Genomic DNA, 12,915 nt, shown 5'->3' on the forward strand with positions numbered 1-12,915 from the left:
CGTCGCGAGGTCATTGCTCCGTCTCCGAGCCACCGTCGGTCAGCTGTGGTGACTCGACGCCACCTCGCGGGGCACAGTCGAAGGCTTCGAGGCGGCTCTGTAGCTCGGTTGTCTGGCTCGTGAGGTCGGCGAGACGATCGCTGATGTCGGCCATCGTGGCGGCGTTCTCCTCGGCGCGGTCGGCGAACGCCTCGCTCTGGGCCGCGATAGAGCGAGACTGGTCTGCCACCTGCATGACCGCATCGACGACGCCTTCGGTCGTCTGTGCGGCGCTGTCGGTCGCCGTCGCGACCCCATCCACCGAATCGTCGACCGAGTCGACCGTCTCCGAGAGCGCTTCGAACTGGTTGCCGGCCTCGGTGACTGTCGATTTCCCGTCCTCGGTGCGGTCTCTGGCTCGCTCCATCTCGGAGAGCACCCGCTCGACGTCCCCGACAGTGGTCTCGATAGTCTCCTCGATTGCCGTCGAGTGCTCTCGGGTTTCGTCGGCCAGTGACTTGACCTCGTCGGCGACGACAGTGAATCCCTCGCCGTCGGTGCCGGCCCGGGCAGCCTCGATGTTCGCGTTCAGCGCTAGCATGTTCGTCTGCTCAGCGATATCGTCGATGAGACCCGTGCTCTCTGCAACGTCGTCCATCCGGCTGTCGAGAGAGTCAATCAGCCCCCATAGTTCTTCGATGCTGTTCTCGATTTCGGCAATCGATTCGACGGCCTCTGTGGCGGTTTCGCCGCCCGCCTCGGCCGCATCGGCAGCCGCGCCGGCCTCGGCTGCGACCGAGTCGGCATTTGCTGCAATCTCCTCGATTGTCGCCGCCAGGTCGCCGAGTTCGTCGGTCGCGGCCTCCAGGTCGGCCGCCCGCTCACGGAGCTGTGTCGCAAAACCCCTGATATCGTCGGCCATCTCCTGTTGCTCGCGCTCGAAGGTCTCGGCGTCGTCGTAAACCGAGGCCGTCGTCTCCTCGACGGTCCCCACGAATGCCCGCAGGTCGGCAATAGTCGCCGATAGCTCGTCTGTCATCGTCCCGAAGGCGGCGTTGATTTCGTCGATGGCTTCGATGTCAGTATTCTCTGGTGGGTCGACTGTCAGGTCGCCGTCGGCGACGGCATCCATCGCGTTTGCGATATTATCGGCCCGGGTCAGCAACTCATCGTTCAACTGTTCGACCTCCTGTCTGCGCGTCTCGGCCTTTGCCTGTGCCTCCTCGGCGGCTGACCGGGCGTCCTCGGCCTCTGATTTCGCCGCTTCGAGGTCGGCCATGTCGGCACGGTTCTCCTTGAGATTTTGAATCTGTCGCTGTGTCTCCTCGCGGGCACGCTCGATAGACCGCCAATGCATGACGATTGCGCCCGCGAGTCCGAGGATGAACACCGCGTGGATGAAGCCCCACCGCCAGGGGTTAGCGATGGCGGCGGCGTGGTTGTAGACAGCCTCGGGGAAGTACATCCCGGCAGCGCCGTGCTGGAGTGCGACGTAAAGAATCGCCAGGATGTACGGCAGCCAGTCCTCGTAGATGGCGACGACCCCGACCATCACGAAGAAATGGAAGTGTGCTTCGATGAAGCCACCAGAGAAGTGGACGAGCGATGCCGAGCCGGTCATCAGTCCGAGCGCGGCGATGAACGTCCGCACCCGTCGGTCGAGACGAGAGACACTTGCAAGCACCGCGAGTGCAGTGATACTGCCCACCTCGAAGAGCACAACACCTAGGGGCTCTGCGTCGAAGGTTGCTCCGGTGAGGTATGGGTCGTGGCCGTCGAACAGTCCGAGTAAGAGCAACAACGGTGGATGTGCGAACAGCAAGGGGAGGATTCCCCGGTGACGTGCAGTCCACGTGTCGTCCGGTATCGACCGCCCCTGTGGCACGTACCGAACGAAATCCTCGTAGCCAGCAGCTATCCGTGCCGACAGCCGCGAGCCACCCCCTGACATGTTTTCACTTGCCATACAAAGACAGGGGGATTGAGGGTAATTAACGGTTTTGGGGTGGGTACTACCTTTGAGAGTTGAGTGAACTGGACAGAGTGTTACAGACTGCTGACAGTCGGTGCCAACCAATAGATAGAAAAGCACGCACCGGAAAAGGGTCCGTATGAACACGCCAACAGACCTCAGCTCGTACATCCGTGTCCTCAAGTTGGCGAGCACGCCCGCCTGGGAGGAGTTCAGTCAGGTCGCCAAGATTGCCGGCCTGGGAATCGTCCTCGTCGGGTTCATCGGGTTCGTCATCTTCGCGTTCATGACGTTCGTGCCGGGTGGTCCGTAATGGGAATCTACGCGGTCAAGACGACAGCGAGTCAGGAACAGACCGTCGCGGATATGATTATCAACCGCGAGGAGCCAGAGATTCACGCGGCGCTTGCGCCGGACTCGGTCACCTCCTACGTGATGGTCGAGGCCGAGGACTCTTCGGTGTTCGAGCGCATCCTCGACGAGATTCCCCACGCAAACGGTGTCGTCCCCGGCCAGACCTCGATGGCCGAAATCGAGCACTTCCTCTCGCCGACGCCCGATGTCGAGGGTATCGCCGAGGGTGACATCGTCGAACTCATCGCCGGCCCGTTCAAAGGCGAGAAAGCGCAGGTCCAGCGCATCGACGAGGGCAAAGACCAGGTCACGGTCGAACTCTACGAGGCGACAGTCCCGATTCCCGTCACGGTTCGTGGCGACCAGATTCGGGTGCTCGACTCCGAGGAGCGGTAAGACGACGACTGTGAGTCACTCGACGCGAACAGACTGAGCGCAAATGACACACAGTGCGTAGCTACAGCGTAAACTCGAGCACGTCGCCCTCGGACACGTCATTTCGGTCGGTCCACCGGTAGTTGACTTCGAGGACGTACTGCCCGCGGCCGCTGTACGTGTCCTCGGTGCCGTCTCCCGCTGGCTCGGGGGCGTGGCGGATGCCGGTGATGGTTTTCTCGTCGTCGACAAAGAGCATATCGAGGCCGAAATCCATCTCTTTCATCCAGAACTCCCGGTCCGAGACCGACTCGTCGACGAACAACATTCCCCAGTCCTCGGGCAACGACACGGTGTCGCTGAGGCCGAGCCGCCACTCCTCGGAGGTCTCTGCGAGTGCGGCGGTAATCGAAGCGAGTTGCTCGCCGTCGGGCGTGGCGAATGTTATCTCAGTCGTCTCGTAGCCCGGAAAGAGCGACTCGGGAGTCGGTGTCTCAGTGGGCGTTGCCGTCTCGGTCGGGGTCTCTGTCTCGGTCGGGGTCTCTGTCTCGGTCGGCGTGGTAGTCGCCGTCTCCGCTGGCGTGGCTGTCCCGGACAGGGCGTTGTCATCGTTCTCAGAGCCGAGGCACCCGGCGAGGCCGCCGGCCACCCCTGCAAGGAGTGTTCGTAGTGCGCTCCGTCGTTTCATCGGGGTCGTCGGGTAGCTACGGTTCCCGGCATCTTCAAGCTCCCGAGACTGGCCTGCACGGGTCCGGGTGGCCGTTCCCGGACTGTGGCTACAGAACGGTTATCCCGCGCCCCCACCAATACCGGGCCAAGATGAGTACGCCAGACCCAACCGTCGACGTGGAGACGGCGACCACCCTCTCGACGCCGACCGCCGAGCTTCGCTACACCGCAGAGACTGCACTACCCGAATCACGCGAGGAAACCACAGCGTACGTTTCGTCCCAACTCGACACACGGGACCAGGAGCTGTTGACCTGTGTCGGCGAGTATTTCACGAACACGCTTCCGAACGGAGACAGTGCGTACGAGGACCTCGTCGCACTCGTCGCCGAGACGGAGACAGCGCCGGCGGAGTTCTTTGGGGCACTGGCGACGGTCCAGGCCAACCTGCTCGCCGAGGACGGCTCGCCGGCCGCGACCGCGGCGCTCTCGCGGGTCGTGACGATAGACACCGCCGCGCTCGCGCCTCGCATCCACGGGGGTGAGGAGGGCGTGACACAGACCAAGCAGTCGGTAGACGAACTCGTCGACCAGGCGACCGACATCCAGGAGAGTTCCTTCGAGATACAGACACTCGCCGAGCAGCAGGCAGAGAACACTGACAACCTCGCGGGCGAAATCGACGACATCAACGCCGCGACCGAGGAGATTGCCGCGACAGCACAGGAGGTAAACGAGCAAAGTGACGAGGCACAGGACCTCGCACAAAAGGGTCGAGAGCGCGCCGATGAGATGGCCGACCGACTCGAACGAATCAACGACAGGGCGACCCAGGTCGGCGAGCGCGTCGGGACGCTCCAGGACCGGACCTCGGAAATCGACGAGATTGTCGATGTCATCGACGACATCGCCGAGCAGACGAACATGCTGGCGCTGAACGCCTCCATTGAGGCCGCTCGTGCCGGCGGCGACAGCGAGGGCTTTGCCGTCGTCGCCGACGAAGTCAAGTCACTCGCCGAAAAGAGCAAAGCACAGGCCGGCGAAATCGAGGAGCTCGTGGACGTGATTCAGTCCGGTACCGCCGAGGCCGCAGCGGAACTCGACGAGCTAGAGAGTGAAACCGACGAGGGCGTCGACGCCGTCACACAGGCGCTTGACACCTTCGATAGCATCGAGGAACACGTCACGACGGTGTCGACGGCGCTCGAAGAGGTCGAAACCGCGACCGAAGAACAGTCCGAAAGCGCCGAAGAGCTAGCACTGATGATTGACGAAGCCTCTCGGAAAGCCTCACAAATCTCGACTGAAATATCCGACATCGCGGTGGCAAACGAGACACTCCACACCGAACTCGAAAGCGTCGCAGACCGACTCTAACTGTACTGTCGTTCGAGATAGCGGACGATATCGTCGCTGTCGGCAAGAAACTCCTCGTCCATGTTGTCGTCGAGGATGACGGGAACGCCGGTCTGACCGGTCGCCTCCTCGACTTCCGAGCGCTCGGCGTGTGCGTCCGGGACGACTGTCTCGTCGTACTCGAGGTCTAACTCGTCGAGTTTGTCTCTGACTTTCTTCGAGTATGGACACTGCTCTCTGTCGTAGAGTTTGATAGTAGACACGACGATAGCTTGTGCCGGGACGAACCTAAGGATTTCGCGGGTTTGTACCCAGAGTACAATGCCGAGATAGCTCCCGAATCACTGCTATTTATATACGAGCCGGATGCACGAAGATACACATTCTTCGGGCCGGAGCCGCGGCACTGTTCCGACTCCGGCCGGACACCACCCGTAGTGGCAGAGACTCATGAGAGAGAAGACTCGCGATAGACTCGAGGCACAGTTCGAGAGCTACAGTATCGACGACCGCCTTCACGACGTGCCACCCCACGCGGTGTACGAGGTCACCGTCGAGGGACGACGCGCCGTCGCCAAACTCGACACCGACAGGACCGGGAGCGCCGGAATGGCGGGGGCAGTCATCGGCTTCGTCGGCGCGCGAACGTCGGTTCCAGTCCCGGAGGTTCTCGCCCGTGGAAACGACTACTACGTCACCGCGTGGCACCCCGAAGCACCGACGCCGGAGGCCGATCAGGTGTCGACCGAGGAGTGGGCACGGACCGCAGGGCGCGGGATGGCCACGCTCCACGCAGAGACGGCCTCTCATCTCGACGGGTACGGACAGTTCGAACCCGCCGGCAGCAACGCCATCGAGACGACCGGCCACGACGAGTGGCACGCGGCCGCCATCGAGTACGTCACCGAGTATCGGCCGACGCTCGAACGGCACGGCCACGGCGACATCGCACAGCGCGCTCTTGACTGCCTGCGTGCTCATCCCGACGCCTTTGCCGGCACGGGCACGTCGGTCTGCTGTCACGGCTGGGTGACTCCCGAACACCTCGCGGTGCGCGACGGTGAACCCGCCTGTCTCGTCGATTTCGAACACGCTATCGGCGCACCCGGTGAGTTCGACTACTGGCGAACGGTGTTGCCGACGTTCGGTCCCGAGGACGACGGCACGCGAGCGGCGTTCCGTCGGGGGTACGAATCCGTCCGCCCGCTTCCGGACGGTCTCGCGACGCGACGGCCGTGGTACGTGCTATTGCACCTGCTTTATTTCTTCGAGTCGCTGTACGTCCAGGACCAACACGACCCGGAGACGACCGAGCAGAAGGCGGCCGACCTTCGCACGACGGTGACCGAGATACTCGCCGACTGCACCTGACCGGTCGACACTGCGTGTCGACCCTGTCTTATTTGCCACTCCCCGTAGTACTGGCGGGCATGAGAATACGCCGGCCACGCCGCCCTCGCGGGTTTCGGCTCGCCGACTCCGCACAGCAGCTCGTCGGCGGCTTCCTGCTCGCGGGACCGTTCGTCGTCACCGAGGAGGTGTGGACACTCGCAGGCAACATGACTATCTTCCACGCCGTAGGCACGGCCGGCGTCGTGTTCGCAATCGGATACGCGGCGCTGTACAAGGCGGACACGACGCGTGACACGACCGACGAACAGCGCTTTCTCGGGATTCCTGTGCGGTTCATCTCGCTGATGGCTGTCTCTTTCGGCTCGGTGGCGATTCTCGCGGCGCTGTTTGGCGCGCCAGCGACGTTTCTCGACGCGAGCGACACCGCCGACCTCGCACAGACGACGGTCAAAGCCATCAGTATCGGAGCGATATTCAGCGTCGTCGGCGCGGCGACCGCCGACAGCATCTTCGCGAAGTAGCTTCTGTGGTTCAGTGTTTGTTTATTCTCCTGGTACCGACGAGACACTCATATGACCAACCTGTCTGCGTTCATCGCCCAGGCCCACAAGCACGGCTATGCGGCTGCACAGCCCGATAACGCCACAGAACAAGCCGGGACGATTCTCACCTACGAGCGTGGCCCGTGGCGCTACCGGGACTCCTACACCGGCTCCAGCGCGTTTGTCGGGCACGAGGTTGTGTCTCACGAGAGCGACCCCGTCTGGGGAATGAGCTACTACGGCGACCTGACGACAGTCACCGTCGACCGCGACAAGGTGTACGGATTCCTCCGTGACGCGTTACGCGAGGCGACTCCTGCCCGGCCGTACCGCGGCCCCGAACAGCTCCGCGGGGACGACCTATCCTACCGCAGTACTGTCGATGGAAACCTGGACCGATTCGACGGCGAGGAGGAAATTCGAACTGAGGGGGAGATCGTCTACCGCGGACAGTTCTCCGGCGGACGGGTCGAATGAACTTCGGCCACCACACGAGTCAACGACCCCACCCTACTCGCTCGCGCTACTCGCTTCGTTGAGGGTGGGGCTTGTCCGTGGGCTCGACCTCGAACCCGTCTGGGTACGGGGTGTATCCCCGGTTCGGCGTCACCGTCCCAGACTTCAGGGCGTATTGACTGACGCCCCTCCCACGCGAGGACTGTTGCTCGCGTCGGAGATACACGTCTGCTACGTTTTTAGCGGCGTTGTAGTCGGCGTGATTCTGATTCCCGCATTGCTGGCACTCGAACGTATCGCGTGACGGGCGGTTGTCGTCGTGAATGAACCCACACTCAGCGCACCGCTTACTGGTGTTCTTCGGATTCGTTGTCTCCACGAACAACCCTTCAGCTTCGGCCTTGTACTCGACGTACTCGTAGAGGCGGTCGAACGCCCACTCCGAGTGCCACGCCGCTTCGGGCAACCGTTCACGGATGCCATCTAACTCCTCGAAGACGATGCCCTCGCAGTCGTAGCGGAGTGCTTCTTCGACAATACCGTTGGCCACGCTGTGGAGGACGTGTTTCACGTACTCGTCTTCCCGCCCACTCACGACTTCCAACGTTCGGTGAGCGCTCCGCGTGCCACACTCCTGTAAGTCGCCACGCACACGCTCGAACTCCCGTCGCTTGTGGTTGAGTTCACCAGCCGAGAAAAAGCGGGCCGTACTGGTGACAGCGATTTCGGTCACGCCAAGGTCAACGCCGAGAACCGTTCCGTTCTCGGTCGCTTCGTCGGCAGTCTTGGGCTTGCGGAAGCCGAGATGCAAATACCAGTCTTCGTCTCGGTAATGGAGCGTGGATTCAGTGGGTTCCCACTCGTCGCTGTCAAGGTACTGGTGTTGGTAGCCGTCCTCGTCGTCGGGGAGTACGAGGTCGGCACGAACGCGAGCGTGGTCGCCGTGCGTGGTGAGCGAGACCTGCTCTTTCTCGGGGAAGACTGTCATCGTCCGACTGTCGTAGGTGACGGTCGGACTGGTGTAGGTGGGCTTGCTGGCTTTCTTCCCGTCTTGGCGGCGGGAGATGCAGGATTTGATGTTCTCGGCGGCTTGGTGACACGCGAGGATAGCGTGTTGGCTACCGAGACTCGTCTGGTCTCGCACGTCGTCGTAGGCGAGTTGTTGCACGTCGGACTTGGAGTGACACCGCTCCCATGCTTTGTCCACGGCGATTTGGCAGCCTTGTTTCCACTCCGCGGTGGTATCTCGGAGGAGTGACTCGTCGGTGGGGGATACGGCGAGCCGTGTGATGGCGGTTCGGCGGTGATAGTCGTCGTCCGACACTACCTTCAATGTAGTACTAAAGTCAATTAATAATTGGTGGTTGTCGGCTCCTCCTCTCCCTACTGTGCTACTCGTTCGCTCCGCTCACTGCGTTGCTCCTTGAGGAAGAGGACTCCGCCTAGAAAGACGTTAAGTTCCGGGCAACCGAGACACACCCATGCACGGTATCGGGCCACCGCTCGTAACCCCGTTTACGGAGGATGGTGAGGTCGACTACCCGGCGCTTCGCGAACTCGTCGGCTGGGTCGAAGCACGCGGCGTCGACTTTCTGGTCCCCTGTGGCTCGAACAGCGAAGCCGAACTGCTGACCGCGACCGAACGGAACCGCGTCATCGAGACGGTCGTCGAGGCGGCGTCGGTGCCGGTGTTGGCCGGCACCGGCCACCCCGGCCTGCGCGAGACGCTTGCGGCGACCGACGCCGCCGCCGAGACCGGCGCGGATGCGGCGCTCGTGGTGACGCCGTTCTACTACGACCACGACCAGTCGACACTCGCCGCGTACTACCGCGAGGTAGCAGACAGCGCTGACTTGCCGGTCTATCTCTACTCGGTCCCCAGCTACACGGGCCTCAGGCTCGACCCCGAAACGGTCGCCGACCTGGCGACACACCCCAACATCGCTGGCATGAAAGACTCCTCGGGCGACCTGGCGGCGTTCATCAGAACCCAGCGTCGGACTACAGACGAGGCGTTCGACCTGCTGGTCGGCAGCGGGAGCCTGCTGGCCCAGGCCCTCGATGCCGGTGCGAGTGGGGGCGTCCTCGCGCTGGCAAACCTCTTTCCCGAGGTCTGTCGCGAGATTGCACAGACCGAGGACGCCGAGCGCGCGCGAGCGACAAACGCGGCCGTTGTCGACGTGAACACGGCGATTACGGCGACCTACGGCGTTCCCGGGCTGAAGTGGGCGATGCGGGAACGCGGCGCGCCGGCAGGCTACCCGCGCTCACCGCACCAGCCGCCAGACGACGCAGCGACCGAACACCTCGCTTCCCTGCTCGCCGAGACCGAACCGGAGTGATTAGCGCCGACGTGCCCCGGACGGGTCGTCTCTGAGCGGTGCCGCCGACTTCGCTACTCTGTGTCGTGCCGCACGGTCAGAACCGGAACGTCGGCGTGGCGGACGACGCCTTCGGTGACACTGCCGACCAGCGCCCGCTTCACGCCCGTTCGCCCGTGTGTCCCCATTACAATCAGGTCGATATCGTGTGCTGTCGCATACTCCAGTATTGTCTCGCTCGGCGCTCCCTCCCGAACCGATATCTCCGTCTCGACGCCGTGGTCCTCGGCTCGTGTTGCGACCGAGGCCGTGACGTCTGTCCCCTCCTCTTCGAGATATTCCATGTACGATTCGAGTTCCGAGTTGCCCTCGCCGACGCCAGAGACGACCGGGTTCTCGACGATGAACAGCGCATGGAGCGTGGCATCGTGGATTTCTGCCAGCGTGACCGCGTTTTCGACTGCTGGCGTGACCGCATCGCTGCCGTCTGTCGGGATGAGTATCCTGTCGAACATCTGTCTTCGTCGTTATCTGGCTGTTCACGACAGACTGACATAATGCTGTGGCTCCCCGGAGGCGACACAACATTTTCACCGCCACCGTCCGAACGTTCGGCGTGAACGAGCGACCGCCGGCAGCGCACGGTCGTCATCCCGTCATCGGCCACACGGTTTCGCTTTTGCGCGGACCGCTGGACGCTATCCAGCGCTGGGGACGGACCGACGAGGACCTCGTTCGCCTGCAGATTGCGGGACAGACGATGGTACTGGTCACCGCGCCCGACCCGGCCAAGCAGGTGCTTGCGACCGACAGTGAGAGCTACCAGAAAGCCGAACTCGTTCGTGACCGACTCGGCACGCTTCAGGGGAACAGTCTCGTCTTGCTGGAGGGACAACAGTGGCGCGACCGGCGACAGACCCTGCAGCCGGCCTTTAGACCGGCGGAGGTGTCGGCGACTGGCGCAGTTGCGACCGACCACGCCCGCGAGATGGTTGCAACGTGGGGGCCGGGAGCGTCAATCCGTGTCGTCGACGAGACGCGAACGTTCGTTCTCGGTGTGCTGGCCGAGGCGCTGTTCGGGCTGGAGCTTCGCAACGAACAGACGCCGATTCACGAGGCGGCCACAGACATCCTCGCGCGTCTCGACCTGCGGTCGCCGTCGACGTATCTTCCGGAGTGGGTTCCCACGCCGACGAACCGTCGGTTCCAGCGGGCTGTCTCGACGCTGCACGACCGCCTCGATGTGGTCGTCGATGACGGCGGGAGTGACGACTCACTGCTCGGTCGGATGCGGGCGGCGGGCCTCTCGTCTTCGGAGATGCGTGACGAACTCATCGCGTTGCTGTTTGCTGGCTACGACTCGACGGCGACCGCGCTGTCGTGTACGCTCGGTCTGCTCGGCACCCACCCGCAGATTCAGGCCGACCTGCGGCGCGACCTCGCTGTGTCGCTCGATGGGACACCGACCGCCGAGGACGTCCACTCACTCGACGTGCTGGATGCGGTCGTCGAAGAGAGCCTCCGGCTGTATCCGCCACAGTATCTCCTCTTTCGCGAGCCGACAGCCGACACGACGCTCGCGGGGTATCAGGTGTCGGCCGGTACTCCCGTCGTCGTTGCGCCGTGGGTGCTCCATCGTGACCCCACGTTCTGGGAAGCACCGTCGGCGTTTCGACCCGAACGCTGGCTCGACGGTGGCCCGGACTGCCCGGAGTACGCGTATCTCCCGTACGGTGGCGGCCCCCGCTACTGTCTGGGCGCGAACATGGCCGACCAACTGCTTCGGCTGGCCGTTGCGGTCGTCTGTCAACACGGCCGGTTCCGGGCGAGTGAACCAGTGTCAGTGACCGCGGGGCCGACACTTGCGGTCGACGAGACGCTTAGGCTCCGGCTGACGGACTAGACGAACTGTCGAATCGTCAAATCAAGCGTCTGCAGGTCGACAATCGGCGCGTATCCCACGTCGGGTTCGAGGTTGACACTCTTCTGGAAGTCGGTCTGAGCCTGCCAGCAACTGGAGTTGATAGTGAGGACGTTGTGGTAGGTGCCGTAGCCGAGCTTGTGGATGTGGCCGGTGTGGAGGATGTCTGGCACCTCCTCGATGACGAGGTGGTCTTCCTCCTCGGGTGCGATTCGCGTCATCCCGCCGTACTGGGGGGCGACGTGGCGTTTCCGCAACAGCTGTGCCATCGTCCCCTCGGGATTCTCGTAGCTTGCGTGTTCGTCGGGCAACTCGGCGATAATCTCGTCGAAGGAGGTGCCGTGGTACATCAGTACCGAGACACCCTCGACGGTTACCATCGACGGGTTCGCCGTGATACGGGCGTCGTGGGCAGACATGATATCGCGGAGTTCCTCGTCGAAGGCCGGCTGTGGTTCGGCCAGCCGGACGGCGTCGTGGTTCCCCGGTATCATCACGATTTCCATGTCGCCGGGAACGTCTTTGAGGTGTTCGCTGAAGGCCTCGTACTGGTCGTAGATATCGACGATGTCGAGTTCCTCGTCTTGGTCGGGGTAGACGCCGACGCCTTCGACCATGTCACCGCCGACGAGCAGATACTCGACGGACTCGGCCTCGGGAGTGTGGAGCCAGTCGGCAAACCGTTGCCAGGCGTCGGCGCGGAACTCTTCGCTGCCGACGTGTACATCAGAGACGAGCGCGGCTTCGACCGGCCTGTCGGCCGTCGACGGCGTGTAGGTGCGGGGCACATCCGGGAAGTGCATCGTGTCGACGAAGAGGATACCCGCGTCGTCGGCCAGGCTCCCCTCGACGGCGATGACCTCGTCGTACAGCAACGTCTGCACGTCGTCGGCGAAATCCCGGTCTTTCATCACCAGACAGGGGAAGGTCCCGTTCGTATCTTCGAGTTCGACCAGCCAGTGCCCGCTGGCCGTCGAGCGAATATCTGACACCATCCCGATGATGGCGGCGTCGCTGTTGCCGCTCATCTCCGCGACGGCGTCGGTCGGCCGGTGGTTGACGCGCCCCCGGAGCTGTGCCGCCAGCTTCTCGTAGCGGTTCCGGAAGACGGAGACGAAATCGTCGTACTCGCCGGTTCCGGTGCTCTGGATGTCGCCGCTCAGCTCCGGCTCGACGGGCGACCGCCCGCTCGATGTGCTGTCTCTGTCTCGGAAATCGCTACCACGTGCATCGTTCTCAGACCCCTTCGTTTCAACTGGAACGCCGTCCCTGCTGTCGGTTGGTTGGTCGTGGCTGTCTCCAGTTGAAATAGGGGGGTGTTGGGAATCGTCACTCTGGCCGGATTCGTCGGTCTCTGTTGGCTGTGACGAACCGGCAGACTTCGGGCCATTTGCCGGTGTATCGACCGCTTCTTTGACGTGGTCTGCCGTAACGACGACAGTCCCATCGGGCACCGTTTCGAGTGCACGCTCGATTGCCGCCTGTGGGTCCGACGCACTCGCCAGTAGCGTGACTGCTTCCCGGTCTGCGTTGTAGCCACGGTCTGCGAGTGCACGAACGATGCGAGTGCTCGCGTCGAGAGACACAGGTCGGTACTGGGGCGAAGCGCTCAAAAGC

Annotated in this window: 14 protein-coding genes; 8 read left to right on the forward strand and 6 right to left on the reverse strand. The window is 63.0% G+C overall.

The annotated features are described in order from the left end of the window. Nucleotides 1-10: 10 nt before the first annotated feature. Nucleotides 11-1,945, reverse strand: a complete 1,935-nt coding sequence (locus BLR34_RS08795) for a methyl-accepting chemotaxis protein (RefSeq protein WP_218120873.1) — start codon at nucleotides 1,943-1,945, stop codon at nucleotides 11-13. Between the two features lie 145 nt (nucleotides 1,946-2,090). On the opposite strand from BLR34_RS08795, the gene BLR34_RS08800 reads away from it, so the two are divergent. After that, entirely contained in the window at nucleotides 2,091-2,264 is a 174-nt protein-coding gene (locus tag BLR34_RS08800) for a protein translocase SEC61 complex subunit gamma (protein ID WP_092702087.1), read from the forward strand. Continuing rightward, nucleotides 2,264-2,701 carry a transcription elongation factor Spt5 gene (locus BLR34_RS08805; RefSeq protein WP_092702089.1) on the forward strand — a complete coding sequence of 146 codons (438 nt, stop codon included), beginning with the start codon at nucleotides 2,264-2,266 and terminating at the stop codon, nucleotides 2,699-2,701. The genes BLR34_RS08800 and BLR34_RS08805 overlap by 1 nt, the downstream gene beginning before the upstream one ends. Before the next feature lie 61 nt (nucleotides 2,702-2,762). Here the strand turns inward: BLR34_RS08805 and BLR34_RS08810 are convergent, their stop codons facing one another. Further along, complete coding sequence (locus tag BLR34_RS08810) at nucleotides 2,763-3,368, reverse strand: DUF192 domain-containing protein (protein ID WP_092702091.1); 606 nt, start codon at nucleotides 3,366-3,368, stop codon at nucleotides 2,763-2,765. Between the two features lie 131 nt (nucleotides 3,369-3,499). On the opposite strand from BLR34_RS08810, the gene BLR34_RS08815 reads away from it, so the two are divergent. Then, nucleotides 3,500-4,726, forward strand: a complete 1,227-nt coding sequence (locus tag BLR34_RS08815) for a methyl-accepting chemotaxis protein (RefSeq protein WP_092702093.1) — start codon at nucleotides 3,500-3,502, stop codon at nucleotides 4,724-4,726. Here the strand turns inward: BLR34_RS08815 and BLR34_RS08820 are convergent. Further along, entirely contained in the window at nucleotides 4,723-4,968 is a 246-nt protein-coding gene (locus BLR34_RS08820; RefSeq protein WP_092702095.1) for a glutathione S-transferase N-terminal domain-containing protein, read from the reverse strand. The genes BLR34_RS08815 and BLR34_RS08820 overlap by 4 nt on opposite strands. A gap of 187 nt (nucleotides 4,969-5,155) precedes the next feature. On the opposite strand from BLR34_RS08820, the gene BLR34_RS08825 reads away from it, so the two are divergent. The 3 genes from BLR34_RS08825 to BLR34_RS16955 are packed head-to-tail and all read left to right on the forward strand — an operon-like array spanning nucleotide 5,156 to nucleotide 7,077. After that, the gene (locus BLR34_RS08825) at nucleotides 5,156-6,076 is read left to right on the forward strand and encodes a phosphotransferase family protein (protein ID WP_092702097.1); all 921 of its coding nucleotides are present in this window, start codon (nucleotides 5,156-5,158) and stop codon (nucleotides 6,074-6,076) included. A 59-nt stretch (nucleotides 6,077-6,135) separates the two neighbouring features. Beyond that, complete coding sequence (locus BLR34_RS08830) at nucleotides 6,136-6,579, forward strand: DUF2391 family protein (RefSeq protein WP_092702099.1); 444 nt, start codon at nucleotides 6,136-6,138, stop codon at nucleotides 6,577-6,579. Nucleotides 6,580-6,630: 51 nt separating this feature from the next. Next, a complete protein-coding gene (locus BLR34_RS16955; RefSeq protein ID WP_176765275.1) occupies nucleotides 6,631-7,077 on the forward strand; it encodes a DUF5680 domain-containing protein in 447 nt (148 codons plus the stop codon). A gap of 46 nt (nucleotides 7,078-7,123) precedes the next feature. Here BLR34_RS16955 and BLR34_RS08840 read toward each other — a convergent pair whose 3' ends face one another. Continuing rightward, nucleotides 7,124-8,380: an RNA-guided endonuclease InsQ/TnpB family protein gene (locus tag BLR34_RS08840; protein WP_092702101.1), complete on the reverse strand. Its 1,257-nt coding sequence runs from the start codon at nucleotides 8,378-8,380 to the stop codon at nucleotides 7,124-7,126. Between the two features lie 157 nt (nucleotides 8,381-8,537). On the opposite strand from BLR34_RS08840, the gene BLR34_RS08845 reads away from it, so the two are divergent. Beyond that, nucleotides 8,538-9,398 carry a dihydrodipicolinate synthase family protein gene (locus BLR34_RS08845; RefSeq protein ID WP_092702103.1) on the forward strand — a complete coding sequence of 287 codons (861 nt, stop codon included), beginning with the start codon at nucleotides 8,538-8,540 and terminating at the stop codon, nucleotides 9,396-9,398. Nucleotides 9,399-9,451: 53 nt separating this feature from the next. On the opposite strand, the gene BLR34_RS08850 is transcribed toward BLR34_RS08845, so the two are convergent. Beyond that, nucleotides 9,452-9,892 carry a universal stress protein gene (locus BLR34_RS08850; RefSeq protein ID WP_092702105.1) on the reverse strand — a complete coding sequence of 147 codons (441 nt, stop codon included), beginning with the start codon at nucleotides 9,890-9,892 and terminating at the stop codon, nucleotides 9,452-9,454. A 101-nt stretch (nucleotides 9,893-9,993) separates the two neighbouring features. Between BLR34_RS08850 and BLR34_RS08855 the strand changes: the two genes are divergently transcribed. Beyond that, nucleotides 9,994-11,280, forward strand: coding sequence for a cytochrome P450 (locus tag BLR34_RS08855; RefSeq protein ID WP_176765276.1), 1,287 nt, complete (start codon nucleotides 9,994-9,996; stop codon nucleotides 11,278-11,280). On the opposite strand, the gene BLR34_RS08860 is transcribed toward BLR34_RS08855, so the two are convergent. Continuing rightward, a complete protein-coding gene (locus tag BLR34_RS08860) occupies nucleotides 11,277-12,884 on the reverse strand; it encodes a DNA-directed DNA polymerase II small subunit (RefSeq protein ID WP_092702109.1) in 1,608 nt (535 codons plus the stop codon). The genes BLR34_RS08855 and BLR34_RS08860 overlap by 4 nt on opposite strands. Nucleotides 12,885-12,915: the final 31 nt, after the last annotated feature.

This window comes from Halovenus aranensis, assembly GCF_900100385.1.
In the GTDB taxonomy this organism is placed as follows: Archaea; Halobacteriota; Halobacteria; order Halobacteriales; family Haloarculaceae; genus Halovenus; species Halovenus aranensis.

Coding starts and splice junctions, on each gene's coding strand:
- BLR34_RS08845 (WP_092702103.1), top strand. CDS start 8,538: ATGCACGGTATCGGGCCACCGCTCGTAACCCCGTTTACGGAGGATGGT.
- BLR34_RS08795 (WP_218120873.1), bottom strand. CDS start 1,945: ATGGCAAGTGAAAACATGTCAGGGGGTGGCTCGCGGCTGTCGGCACGG.
- BLR34_RS08825 (WP_092702097.1), top strand. CDS start 5,156: ATGAGAGAGAAGACTCGCGATAGACTCGAGGCACAGTTCGAGAGCTAC.
- BLR34_RS08805 (WP_092702089.1), top strand. CDS start 2,264: ATGGGAATCTACGCGGTCAAGACGACAGCGAGTCAGGAACAGACCGTC.
- BLR34_RS08830 (WP_092702099.1), top strand. CDS start 6,136: ATGAGAATACGCCGGCCACGCCGCCCTCGCGGGTTTCGGCTCGCCGAC.
- BLR34_RS08810 (WP_092702091.1), bottom strand. CDS start 3,368: ATGAAACGACGGAGCGCACTACGAACACTCCTTGCAGGGGTGGCCGGC.
- BLR34_RS16955 (WP_176765275.1), top strand. CDS start 6,631: ATGACCAACCTGTCTGCGTTCATCGCCCAGGCCCACAAGCACGGCTAT.
- BLR34_RS08815 (WP_092702093.1), top strand. CDS start 3,500: ATGAGTACGCCAGACCCAACCGTCGACGTGGAGACGGCGACCACCCTC.
- BLR34_RS08850 (WP_092702105.1), bottom strand. CDS start 9,892: ATGTTCGACAGGATACTCATCCCGACAGACGGCAGCGATGCGGTCACG.
- BLR34_RS08800 (WP_092702087.1), top strand. CDS start 2,091: ATGAACACGCCAACAGACCTCAGCTCGTACATCCGTGTCCTCAAGTTG.